The sequence below is a fragment of the Aerococcus vaginalis genome (genome assembly GCF_053762225.1).
Map to the genome: position 1 here is coordinate 336,690 of NZ_JBSMYC010000001.1, position 13,296 is coordinate 349,985.

At 40.5% G+C, this 13,296-nt stretch carries 10 protein-coding genes; 1 reads left to right on the forward strand and 9 read right to left on the reverse strand.

The genetic code is table 11. The annotated features are described in order from the left end of the window. Window positions 1-96: 96 nt before the first annotated feature. From ACWOEX_RS01595 to parE, 5 genes are all read right to left on the reverse strand, one after another. Window positions 97-954 (reverse strand): ABC transporter permease, encoded by an 858-nt coding sequence (locus tag ACWOEX_RS01595; RefSeq protein ID WP_455297509.1) that lies wholly within the window; start codon window positions 952-954, stop codon window positions 97-99. A gap of 1 nt (window position 955) precedes the next feature. Next, entirely contained in the window at window positions 956-1,867 is a 912-nt protein-coding gene (locus tag ACWOEX_RS01600) for an ABC transporter ATP-binding protein (protein ID WP_455297510.1), read from the reverse strand. 127 nt (window positions 1,868-1,994) lie between these two features. Continuing rightward, entirely contained in the window at window positions 1,995-2,930 is a 936-nt protein-coding gene (locus tag ACWOEX_RS01605; RefSeq protein WP_455297511.1) for a manganese-dependent inorganic pyrophosphatase, read from the reverse strand. Window positions 2,931-3,005: 75 nt separating this feature from the next. Next, window positions 3,006-5,465: a DNA topoisomerase IV subunit A gene (gene parC / locus ACWOEX_RS01610; RefSeq protein ID WP_455297512.1), complete on the reverse strand. Its 2,460-nt coding sequence runs from the start codon at window positions 5,463-5,465 to the stop codon at window positions 3,006-3,008. Between the two features lie 3 nt (window positions 5,466-5,468). After that, window positions 5,469-7,484 (reverse strand): DNA topoisomerase IV subunit B, encoded by a 2,016-nt coding sequence (parE, locus tag ACWOEX_RS01615; protein WP_455297513.1) that lies wholly within the window; start codon window positions 7,482-7,484, stop codon window positions 5,469-5,471. 148 nt (window positions 7,485-7,632) lie between these two features. Between parE and plsY the strand changes: the two genes are divergently transcribed. After that, window positions 7,633-8,247 (forward strand): glycerol-3-phosphate 1-O-acyltransferase PlsY, encoded by a 615-nt coding sequence (plsY, locus tag ACWOEX_RS01620; protein WP_455297514.1) that lies wholly within the window; start codon window positions 7,633-7,635, stop codon window positions 8,245-8,247. A gap of 39 nt (window positions 8,248-8,286) precedes the next feature. Here plsY and ACWOEX_RS01625 read toward each other — a convergent pair whose 3' ends face one another. From ACWOEX_RS01625 to dprA, 4 genes are all read right to left on the reverse strand, one after another. After that, window positions 8,287-9,099, reverse strand: coding sequence for a GTP-sensing pleiotropic transcriptional regulator CodY (locus ACWOEX_RS01625; RefSeq protein ID WP_455297515.1), 813 nt, complete (start codon window positions 9,097-9,099; stop codon window positions 8,287-8,289). Between the two features lie 38 nt (window positions 9,100-9,137). Then, window positions 9,138-10,034, reverse strand: a complete 897-nt coding sequence (gene xerC / locus ACWOEX_RS01630; RefSeq protein ID WP_455297516.1) for a tyrosine recombinase XerC — start codon at window positions 10,032-10,034, stop codon at window positions 9,138-9,140. A gap of 185 nt (window positions 10,035-10,219) precedes the next feature. Next, entirely contained in the window at window positions 10,220-12,286 is a 2,067-nt protein-coding gene (gene topA / locus ACWOEX_RS01635) for a type I DNA topoisomerase (RefSeq protein WP_455297517.1), read from the reverse strand. Window positions 12,287-12,388: 102 nt separating this feature from the next. Next, window positions 12,389-13,261: a DNA-processing protein DprA gene (gene dprA / locus ACWOEX_RS01640; RefSeq protein WP_455297518.1), complete on the reverse strand. Its 873-nt coding sequence runs from the start codon at window positions 13,259-13,261 to the stop codon at window positions 12,389-12,391. Window positions 13,262-13,296: the final 35 nt, after the last annotated feature.

The following is a 13,296-nucleotide window of genomic DNA, read 5'->3' on the forward strand; positions in this document are numbered from 1 at the left end:
TTAATTATAATAACGCTTACTTACTGAAAATGCTCGTGTTTCGTTTATAAAAAAAACAGTTGCCAATTTATTCTCTGGCAACTGTTTAATAATCAATTAATTCTTTTGTTTACGGCTAAGACTCCAAACACCAAGTCCATAGCAAATCATTCCTACAATAATCAAAGTGAGAATACTGACGATATTAGACACCGTATACTCACCAAAATGATATGTCATCCCCATTGTTTCTGAGAGACGATCGACAATTGGCGAAGCGGTAGTCCCAAGATTCTCTTCAATCGGTCGCGTCATCATAATCTGACGCAATAGCGATGCTGCATGTGAGGTTGGGAATAATTTGATCAACCACTGTACCCAATTCGGTAGGAAGCCGATCGGAATATAGATCCCCGTAACAAAACCAATCAACATTCCAATCGTACTCGATGCCGCTGCAAATGCTGCATGACTTTCGAATAGTGAAGTAATAAAGAACATCAACGCAGAGTTGGTAAAGTCAGCAATTAAAACAATAATGAAAACGAGTAACAGTTCTTTGAAGTTCATCACGACGCCTCCGCGGAAGAAAACAAAAATTTCCCCGAGCATAAAAGTAATCGCTGTGATGATCAAACTAATTAAAAAGGCACTGGCGATATATGAACCCGCAATAGCTGTCTTTGATACTGGCGCAGAATAAAAATCTTTGTTAATTCCATTCAAATTATCGTCAATTTTAATACCGAACACGCTTAATGACGTAGTAAGAGATGTAATGGCCAGCAATCCAGCAATTAACCAATTATCCATAATATCGCGCGCATCTGAGAGTCCGCTGAACTGTGAAGTGAGATTATCTCCTAAAAACAGGAAATAAATACCAATCATTAGTAAACTCGATAAAATTGAAAAGAATACTGCTGATTTATCTCTAAAAAATAATTTTAAATGTCTTTTAGTTAATGACCACATATTAGTTCAACTCCCTTCCCGTAATTTCCAGGAATACATCATCCATCGACCCTTTAACTACTTCAAAACTGGTGATATATTGACGCACCCGATCGAGTACACTTAACGCGTCCTTTGTATAATCCAATTTCACGATAATCTGATCCACTTGCATATCGTATGGAACACCCAATGCTTCAAGCTGTTGCGTGATTTTTGTCAGATAATTACCAGATAGTTTTAGCACATTCTTCGCGTACTGGTCTTTTAATGCTGTCGGCGTACCATCAGCAATGATTGCACCATGATCCATAATAGTAATAAAGTCAGCATTGGCAGCCTCTTCCATATAATGTGTCGTTAAGAAAATTGTCATCCCCTGCTCAGCTTTCATTTGCATAATTGTCTGCCAAACCATCTGACGCGCTTTAGGATCTAAGCCTGTCGTTGGTTCATCTAAGAAAAGAATTTTTGGATCATGAATTAAAGCCCGCGCAATATCTGCACGACGTCGTTGACCACCGGAAAGTTGTCCATATTTTTGGTCTTTGAATTCACTCGACTGTGTGCGTTCTAACGCTTGTTGAACGGCATGTTTTAATGTCTGTTTACTTAAACCATAGAGTTGTCCTCGCAATAATAGATTTTCCTCAACGGTTAGCTCAGCGTCCAAGACACTTCCTTGGAAGACGACACCAATTGTCTCTCGAATTGCTGCATCCTCTTTACCAACTTCATGTCCATTTACAGTAATACGTCCACTATCTGGGGTTAGGAATGTACAAATCATGTCGATCGTCGTACTTTTACCGGCACCATTCGGACCGAGAAACGCATAAAGATCTCCCGCATTGACATGCAAATTAATACCTTTGACAGCTTCGATCTCACCATATGATTTATGAAGGTCCTGAATTTCAATAATTTTTGTCATAAAGTTTTCCTTCTTTACTTTTGAATTGATCTCAATTAAAAATAGACCTCACTGAGTCGTTTGTCAAATAAATTTATTTGCATATTAAAAAACAGCACTGATCCAGTACTGTTTGGCTTCCTATTGATTATTTAGCTAAAGCGTCTGTTAATGGTGGTACTACCTGTTTCTTACGAGATACAACACCCTTTAATGGTAATTGTTGATCAGAAACGGTTATACCGAAAGCTTCTTCCAATCCAGGGATAATAGCTTCGTTACCGACAAACAATCCTTCTGAATCATTCGTTAAGATGTTAGTCACAATGAGCAAGAAACCATCGTAGCCATTAGCCGCAGATAGTGATGTCATCTCGTCAACCATTTCCTGTTTGCGTGCCAATACATCATTAACGTCAACAACGTTCACCTGGCCAATACGCATCTGGTAGTCACCCATTGTAAAGGATTTCGCGTCACCTTCTGCGATCATTTCCGCACTCTTGTCATCAACGCTTGCGCCAGCTTTAAGCATTTCTGTACCGTAAGCTTCACTATCAACGCCAGCAATCTCAGCTAATTTCTTACCGAGTTCTTTATCATATTCTGTGCACGTTGGTGATGAGAATAGCAATGAGTCAGAAATTAAACCTGACAACATTAAACCAGCGATCTCTGGTGTTACTTCAACATTGTATTGTTCATACAATCCGTAGGTAACACTCTGGCAGCAACCTAAAGGCTTTGCGGTAAAGTAAAGAGGTTGCGCCGTTTCAAAATTAGCGATACGGTGGTGATCAACAACAGAATGAATGGTTAAATCTTTAATATCACTTACAGACTGTTGGAACTCATTATGGTCTACCAATGCCACCGTATCTGTTTCGTCACCCGCTTTTTCAATCACACGAGGTGCTTCGAAGCCGAATTGCTTCAGTGCATACGCGGTTTCCTTGTTAACTTCACCCAAAGCAACTGGTTCAGCGGTTTCTCCTAATTCATTCAATAAATGGCTATAAGTAATTGAACATGTAATCGCATCTGTATCTGGATTTTGATGACCAAAGACTAAAATTTTACTCATATAATCTCCTTCTCTCTACGTATTTACTCAAAGTATAGCACAATTCAACACTAAGTCGTGTAGTAATCACATGTGTTATTTTTTATCTTCCGGCTGATTAAACAACGGTGTGACAGCGATTAATTCACCAAAACTTTCCTCATCAATAATCGAGCTACCATTACTATAGCGTTCATTGATTGGGACATCACGTGATTGAATAATCTTGAGATCTCCGTTCGCACCGTATAATTCATAATTCTGATCGAGACGTTCAACAGGATATGCGTTAGTCACACGATGAGGTCTACCCTTCAGTTCTTTGAGTACCACTAATCCACGTTTTGCGCGTTTCAACAATGACACTTCTTCCCAACGCATACGCTTCATATTACCGCGTTGCGTCATTAACAACCACTGATCATTGCTAGATGGTTTTGGATTATACAACGCCGCAACGACGTAGTCTTTGTCTTTAAGGTTAATTGCTTTAACCCCTTTTGCTTTAAGACCGAGTGTATTGATTTCTTCAATTGTGTAGCGCAACGCAAAGCCAAATCGTGTAATCAATAATACTTCTGCCTCAGTGTCCATATCCGTTGCTTTCACGCGAGAGACGCCGACGAGCTCATCGCGACTGCCACTAAGCTTCATGATCTGCGCAGTCTTATGTTTGTAGCCTTTGAAAGCATGACATTCACTCAGTGCGGAGCGTTTAATTTGTCCCGCTTTAGATGCTAATAGCAACTCATCCTTAGTATCTTTTTCGACTGGAAATACTGCAATAATCTTTTCGTCATCCTCTAGACTAATTCGCTGTGAAATATGTTCCCCGAGATCTTTCCATCTAAGATCATTGATTTCATAGACAGGTTGGAAGATATAATTTCCGCGATTAGTGACCATTACCAGATTATCAAGCGTGGAATGCTCTGAAAGATACAGAACGTGGTCGCCTTCACGCAAACCAAAATCCTCAAAGTTAGATGAAATGTAACTGCGCTGACTAACACGTTTGATATAGCCATTCGTTGTTACAGCTGCGTAGACTGTCTCATCAGGAATTAAGAACTCTTTCTTGATATTAATTTCCTGAATTTCATCTTCGATAGTTGTCAGACGATCAGAGGCGTATTTTTTCTTCACATCACGTAACTCTTTCTTGATCTGTTTTTCAAGAATTTTGGCATCAGATAACAACGCTTCATAGTCTGCGATCGTCTGTGTCAACGTTTCCTTTTCTTCCTGCAAGGATTGAATATCTGTATTGGTTAAACGATACAACTGTAATGACACAATTGCTTCCGCTTGAATCTCTGTGAATTGGAAAGCATCGATCAAATTCTCTTTTGCCTGCTTTTTATTATTGCTAGCACGAATAATACGAATTACTTCATCTAACGCTGAGATCGCCTGAATCAACCCATCAACAATGTGCAAGCGATGTTTGGCTTTATCTAAATCATAGCGCGTACGACGAATAACCACTTCGCGTCGATGTTCAATAAAAGAAGATAGCATCGGTACTAAGCCAACCTGCTCTGGGCGGCGATGATTGATCGCTACCATGTTGAAATGATAGTTAATTTGAAGGTTCGAATGTTTGTAATAGTACTGCATGATTTGTGATTTATTCGCATTTCGCTTCAATTCAATCACAATACGCAAACCGTTACGATCCGTTTCATCACGAACTTCTGCAACACCTTCAATCGATCGATTCAAACGCAATTGATCCATCTCGCGTACTAATTCAGCTTTATTAACAGCAAAAGGAATTTCAGTAATCACAATCTGTTCGCGACCACCACGTAATTTCTCTACTTCATGACGCGCGCGAATGACAATACGTCCTTTACCTGTCTTATAGGCCTTTTCCAAACCTTTTTTGCCTTGGACGATACCACCAGTTGGGAAATCGGGGCCTGGTAAATAGTTCATTAGTGTGCTGACTTTTGCGGTTGGATGATCAATTAAATAGATTACCGCATCAATGACCTCACCCAGATTATGCGTTGGAATTTCGGTCGCATAACCTGCTGAAATTCCCTGTGCCCCATTAACGAGTAAATTAGGAAATGCAGATGGTAATACGGTTGGTTCTTCTTCGGTATCATCGAAGTTTAGAATGGTATCGACTGTCTTTTTGTTAAGATCGTTCAATAATTCGATCGCGATAGGACTCAAGCGCGCTTCCGTATAACGCATTGCGGCTGCTGGATCGCCGTCTAACGATCCATTGTTTCCGTGCATATCGATTAACGGTTCACGATTCTTCCACGATTGACTCATACGAATCATAGCATCGTATACCGAGCTATCGCCATGCGGATGGTAATTACCAATGACATTACCAACTGTTTTGGCTGATTTTCGAAATGGCCGTTCAGCCGTATTATTGTCCATAAACATCGCATATAGGATACGACGCTGTACAGGCTTTAACCCATCGCGAATGTCAGGTAACGCGCGATCTTGAATGATGTACTTGGAGTATCGTCCAAAACGATCCCCCATAATTTCTTCTAAATTAAGTTCTTGAATATCAGTAGCCAACAGCTATTCACCCTCATCCCATAATGATGCTTGTATTTCTGTCTGTGTCAGTTGGGCATCGTCCGATTTTTCAAGCAAGTTATCGGATTCATCCATCGTAAATTGGACATGTGATTCAATCCAATCGCGACGTGGTTCCACTTTATTCCCCATTAATACTGACACGCGGTTTTCGGTTAATGCCTGATCAGAAACTTGCACACGTATTAATGTGCGATTTTCTGGATCCATTGTCGTTTCCCATAACTGATCGGCGTTCATTTCACCGAGACCTTTGTATCGCTGCAATGTGTACCCTTTGTTTGCATTTTGAGTAACTTCTTTTAATTCTTCGTCTGTCCACGCATAAGTTGTCCGTGCTTTCTTACCGCGACTACTGCTGACTTTATAGAGAGGTGGCATCGCAATATAGACACGACCGTCTTCGACAAGCGGACGCATGTAACGATAGAAGAATGTTAATAATAGCACCTGAATATGTGCTCCGTCCGTATCCGCATCGGTCATGATGATGATTTTATCGTAATTGGCATCTTCTAGATTAAAGTCAGCACCAACACCTGCACCGATCGTATAGATAATCGTACTTAATTCTTCATTTTTTAGGATATCCTCAATCCCAGCTTTTTCTGTATTGAGCACTTTACCTCGAAGCGGCAAAATTGCTTGGAAGCGACGATCACGTCCCTGTTTAGCTGATCCTCCGGCTGAGTCTCCTTCGACAAGGAAAAGTTCATTACGCGAAGCATTTTTGCCTTGAGCTGGCGTTAATTTACCCGATAATAGGACATCTCGCTTCTGCCCTTTTTTCCCTTTACGAGACTGTTCACGCGCTAAACGTGCGGCTTCACGCGCTTTTCTTGCACGTAATGACTTGCGAACGAGCGACTGAGCCATTTCACCATTTTCGGTAAAGTAAATCGTTAATTGCTCGGTAATCAGATTTTCAACCGCAAAACGTGCCTCTTTCGTTCCGAGTTTTCCTTTAACCTGGCCTTCAAATTGGAGGATTTCTTCAGGAATACGCAAAGATAGAATAGCAGTGAAACCTTCACGGACATCGCTACCTTCTAGGTTCTTTTCTTTTGGTTTAATCAGATTAACCTTTCTGGCGTATTCATTGAACACCTTGGTAATTCCCGTCTTCAATCCTGTTTCATGCGTCCCTCCATCCGGTGTACGCACATTATTGACGAAGGATAGAATGGTTTCAGAATAACCATCGTTATATTGAATAGAGGTCTCCATTTCAATGCCTGTCGCTTCATCTTTGTCACTGAAGTATAAAGGTTCGTGCAAGCTTTCTTTATTCTCATTCAAGTATTTAACGAAAGCGACAATCCCCTCGTCATAATGGAAAGATTCTTCAATCATCGGTTCAACACGTTCGTCTTTAAAATCAATGGTCAATCCTTTGATCAAGAATGCTTCTTCACGTAAATGTTCAATCAACAATTCGGAATTAAATTTTGCATTGCCAAAAACATTATCATCCGGAATGAAACGAATGGTGGTTCCCGTCTTATTGGTTTTCACTTTGGCATGTTTCGGTTTTTGAGGCTCGCCACCATTCACAAATCTTTGCTGGTAACGCTGATGATCACGGACGACATCGACTTCTAATTCTTTAGATAACGCATTAACAACGCTGGAACCAACCCCGTGTAACCCCCCAGACGTCTTATAGGCATTTTCTGTGAATTTACCACCCGCATGAAGTACCGTTAAGATGACTTCAACCGTTGGACGTCCTGTAGCATGTTTCCCGATTGGCATCCCGCGACCATTATCCTGAACGATACACGCACCGTCTTTATCAATTGTGACACTAATATGATCACAATAACCGGCAAGCGCCTCATCCACAGAGTTGTCGACGATTTCATAAACAAGGTGATGCAATCCACGGGAATCGGTTGAACCGATGTACATTCCCGGACGTTTCTTCACCGCATCTAAACCTTCAAGTATTTGAATCGAATTCTCGTTATATTGTTCCGTATTCGATTGTTGAACCATACTGTTCGCTGTTCCTCTCTTTGAATAGTTTCTCTGACATACTACAATAATTCATTCGCATAATGCAAAATCTCAATTATTTTTCCTTAAATTCTGTGAAGTACGGTATACTACTATCAGAATTATGACTAAAGGTGGTTATTATCACATGACACAATTTTTACTAAATATTGTTTTTGTAATTTTTTCATATTTAATGGGTTCCATTCCTTTCGGTGTGATTGTCGGTAAGAAATTTTACCACAAGGATCTGAGAGATTATGGATCCGGTAATATCGGTACAACCAATGCGTTTCGTGTTTACGGTCCTGCTGGCGGTTTTCTCGTGTTCTTTTTAGATATGATGAAAGGTAGTTTGGCTATTTGGATTGCACAGCTACTGTCGATCTTCACATGGAATCCATTGATTTTCGGGATTGCGGCAATTTTTGGACACACCTTCTCTTTCTTCTTGAAATTTAAAGGTGGCAAAGCCGTTGCAACAAGTTTTGGTGCCGCTTTCGCTTACGCGCCACTATTTGCAATTGCTGCGATTAGTGTATTTTTCGTTGTGCTCTTTTTGAGCCGAATGGTTTCACTGGCAAGCGTTATTGCGTTGATTGCCGCAAGCTTGATGGCAACTTTTATCCCAGGAACATCATTAATCTTTAGAGTAATCGTCTATGTCATCACGGTGTTAATTATCATTCGCCATAAGGATAATTTGAAACGCATCATCAACGGTACTGAATCCCGCGTCTTCTCACAAAAAAAGAGGAGATAAACATTATCCCCTCCATTCTAGGTGTAGAACCGATTCGTACTAGAAGTTATTCAATTGCTTTTTAATTTCAGCAAAGTTATCTTCATTCAAGGCATCGATGAATGTTCCTTTCATACCTAATGAATGAGAAACGAGAACCCCAGCAGATTCCATTTTACGCAATGCGTTAACAATTACAGAACGTGTAATCTGTTCTTCTTCAGCAATACGTGAAGCAGTGATACGGAATTTTGGTTGGTCGCCGTGACGGAAGATTGCTTGTAACGCTACAATTTCAGAGAAACTCAACGATTGAACAGCTGAGGCCACTAATTTTTGTTGGTGCTCAGCTTTTTCTTCAATCTGTTGGTTCAAGAATTGCATTTCAAGTGCTAATACTGTACCAACATATTCAGCTAGAATAAGGTCTTCAGTAGTAAATTCTGGTTCCGGACGTGCAAACAAAAGATAGCCTAACTTCTTATCTTCGCCGTAGATCGGAATAATCGTCGTAATCCCCTGAGATTCTCCACGTTTTTCTAATGCAATGACTGTACGATCATCGTCAATCGCAATATTGGATTCTGTTTCATCAAGGTGTCTCAGACCATCGATATACTCTGGGGCGAGTTGTCTTGCTTCGATCATTTCCTCCGTACGTTCACTATTCAATGATAAGTATGCTGAATAGTGGCCGAGTACGCGTCCTTTTGCTGAAATCAAATAAACATTAGAATCAATGATTTCACCAAAAAATGACACTAAATTTTGGAAAGGAAAATCTTTTTCTAATTCAATATTTTTGACACTATCATCACGAATCACTTCGTTAATACGTCGGATTTTTGCTAACAATGCTTCCGTGTTTGCCATACGTTCACTCCGTTCTCTATCTGCTGCGATTCTTGTATTTACTGTCTTTTAGCGCGCGGAAAAGCATCTAAATAGCTCTTCCGCAACGATTCATTCGAAATATGTGTGTAAATTTGCGTGGTTGATAAGCTACTGTGTCCAAGCAATTCCTGGACTGTGCGAATATCTGCGCCATGATCCAATAAATGCGTCGCAAAACTATGACGCAATTTATGTGGATGAATCGATAAGTTCGATGCACTTCGCTTAATAATCTGATTCAGAATATAGGATATACCCTGACTCGTCAATGGCTCACCACGATAATTAAGAAAGACATGTTGTTCTTCCTCATCTTGTGTCAGTTCACGACGTCCGTTTTCCAAATAGTCGTGTAATGCATCCTGACAAAAGGAGCCAAACGGGACATATCGATCCTTATTGCCTTTACCGTGTAGAGACACAATACCAGTTGTCATATCTAACGCCGAAAGTGTTAAACCTGTACACTCACTCACACGCGCACCTGTTGCATACATAAACTCAAACAGCGCACGATCTCTCAAAGCTAACGGTGTACGCTCGGTAAAACTATCAAAAATGGGCTGCAACTCGCTCTCATAAAAGAAACTCGGTAATTGTGTACCCGCTTTTGCTGTCTTAACATAGATAAACGGATTATCAGTAATCATCCGCTGATCCATAAAGTACTGAAAAGCAGTACGCAAACTACTCAAATGACGACCGATACTGTGTCGAGACAGCTGTTTCTCATAAAGCTCTCCGAGATACAGACGAATATCTCGATAAGTCACATCATTAAATGATAAAATTCCTGCATTATCCATAAATTGTCCAAAGTGCTTGAGATCGGCCATATAAGCGATAATCGTCTGTTCGCTATAATGTTTCTCGTCTCTCAAGTAACTCTCAAAGCGATGATAAGCCTCTAACATATCATTCTTCTTCCTCCACAAACCTACTTTATCACAGGAAATAATAATAAGCAATCAAATGTCTGAACAATTAACTATCATCCAATTGTTCAAAAAAGACTCATTATACACTAAAAACTGTACAATTATGACACTATCGTACAAATAAAAAAGAAATCGCTAAACTAGCGACTCCTTCTTCTCCTTTAGTCATCTCCACGCTGTACAGCTTCTTCGTAATCGCCATTTGGACAAATCACTTGTTTACTACCGCGTTTTTTCTTCTCGACGAGGAAGTGTTCACATTTCGGACAATTACGACCAACAGGTTTGTCCCAACTGATGAAATCACAGTCAGGATAACGATCACAACCGTAGAATAGACGATTCTTCTTTGATTTACGCTCAACAACCTGTCCTTTTCCACATTTTGGACAAGTCACACCAATTTCCTTAACGAACGGCTTCGTATTACGGCAATCAGGGAAATTACTACATGCGTAGAATTTACCGTAACGCCCAACTTTAATCACCATCGGATGACCGCACACATCGCAGTCGAAACCAGCAGGTTCATCTTTGATTTCGACTTTCTCGATATTTTCTTCTGCTTTTTGAACTTCTTTAGAAAATGGTTGATAATAACGATCAATGATTTCTTGCCACTTAACATCCGTAGATTCGATTTTATCTAATTGATCCTCCATCTCTGCAGTGAATTTAGGATCAACAATCTCTGGGAAGTATTCAGAAATCAAATCATTAACAATCATTCCTAAATCTGTTGGTTCAAAACGACGCGCTTCTAAACGCACGTAGTAACGTTTCAGTAACGTCTCAACAGTTGGTGAGTAAGTCGAAGGACGACCAACGCCCAATTCTTCTAACGCTTTAATGAGTGAGGCTTCCGTATAGCGAGCTGGCGGATTGGTAAAGTGTTGTTTCGGGTCAATTTTGACACTTTTTACCGTATCGCCGACTTCAAGCTCAGGTAAGATATTATCTTTATCCTTAGAGTAGGAATAAACCTTTAAGAAGCCATCAAATTTAATTTTTGAACCGTTTGCACGGAAAACCACATCGTTCTGCTCAATATCTGCTTTCACCGTATCGAAAACTGCCGGTGCCATTTGACTAGCCATGAATCGTGACCAGATCAATGCGTATAATTTAAATTGATCTTTTGTCAGATACTGTTCGATATCTTTTGGCAAGCGTGAGGGATCAGTTGGTCGAATGGCCTCATGTGCATCCTGCATGCCCTGCTTACCCTTCGCTTGTTTTTGACTACCGAGATATTGTTTACCATACTGCTCAGTAATCACTGCTGCTGCTTGTTCAGCTGCACCTTGTGAGATACGTGTAGAGTCCGTACGCATGTATGTGATTAACCCTTGAGATGAACCAGATTTGATTTTAATCCCTTCGTACAACTGCTGTGCAATCATCATCGTCTTTCCAGTACGGAAGCGTAAGTGCTTAGACGCTTCTTGTTGCAGTGAAGAAGTAGTAAATGGCTTCTGTGGGTAACGACGGCGTTCACTAGCATCTACCTTAGAAATCGTAAATTCATCCGAATCTAAAGCATCTAGTACTTCATTCGTCTGTTTTTCATTTTTAAGATCCAACTTCTTGCCTTTAAAGCGTAAGGCATTTGCTTCAAATTGTTGGCGTCCTTTTTTGAATTTCCCATCAATCGTCCAGTATTCTTCCGGTTTGAAATTTCTAATTTCTTTCTCACGGTCAATAATCATCTTGAGCGTCACAGATTGCACACGACCAGCAGATAAGCCACGTTTGACTTTCTTCCATAACATTGGAGATAAATTATAACCGACAAGTCGATCCAGAATACGACGTGCTTGCTGTGCATCCACTAGCTGTTGATTAACTGCACGTGGGTGTTTAATCGCATCCTTAACCGCGTCTTTAGTTACCTCATTATAAGTCACACGGATGGGATCATTAGGATCTAACCCTAAAATGTAAGCTAAATGATAAGCAATTGCTTCACCTTCGCGATCCGGGTCAGATGCGAGATACACATGATCTGCTTTTTTAGCTTCTTTTTTTATTTCTTTAATCACTGGACCTTTACCACGAATCGTGATGTATTCCGGTTCATAATTATCTTCAATCGCAATACCCATACGACTCTTCGGTAAGTCCCTCAGATGGCCTTTTGAAGCCATCACTTTGTATGAGCGTCCGAGATATTTACTGATGGTCTTTGCTTTAGTCGGTGATTCCACGATGACTAAATTCTTTGCCATAGCTGACACTTCCTCTCAGCATAAATTGTTGTTGCACTGATGTAAACGATGGAAATATTAGGTTATTTTTACTGAGTTGTCAACTATCATCCCAGTCACCATCTAATTCAAAATAAGATTTTCTAGTGTCTGAAGGATGTCTTCTGGCTGATTAATAGTCGCAGCACCTGCCTGAATTAATGCATTACATCCCTCAGAATATAGATCTGTCAAACGACCTGGAACAGCCATCACTTCCCGATTGTATTGCAGAGCGTAATTCGCGGTAATCAAACTGCCACTCTGTAGTTTTGCTTCAATAACCAATGTCGCAACTGAAATTCCCGCAATCACTTGGTTACGAAACGGAAAATGATAGCGCCTAACGCCCGCGTAGTAAGGAAGCGGACTGATCAGACAGTGATTTGCTGCGATATACGCTTGTAATGATCGATGTTCACTCGGATACGTTTTAGCGAGTCCTGTACCAATCACTGCTATAGTTCTCCCCTCCGCGTGAATGGCTGCACGATGTGCATGACTATCAATACCACGCGCTAGCCCACTCACAATCGGCAATTGTCTGGAAAGCTTTGGAATGAGTTTCGTAATGCAAGGCTTACCATAAGCTGTACATTCCCGACACCCTACCACTGCGAGTGATGGCAGAGGTAACCACTCTTTATGTCCTTGCACAAATAAAACGGGTGGTGCTTGATAAATCTCCAATAATCGTTTGGGATAGTCATCGTCTAATACCGTTAACGGGTAGATGCGTTTAAGGCGATATAATTCCTCAAAATGATGTCTCGGATATTTCGCTTGCCAGCGATAAAAGAGCTCTTCCCGTTTTGTGCGCACCAATAAATGATGAACGGCTTGCACTAAGTCTGTATACTTAAGTTCTTCCAAGAATTGATATAATTGTTTTGGCGTAAACAATCCGCTCTCATATAAATAAATTAACCAACATCTCGTATCATGTAATGTTTCCAAAAAAGACAACTCCTCTCGCTTATTAAATACGAGAG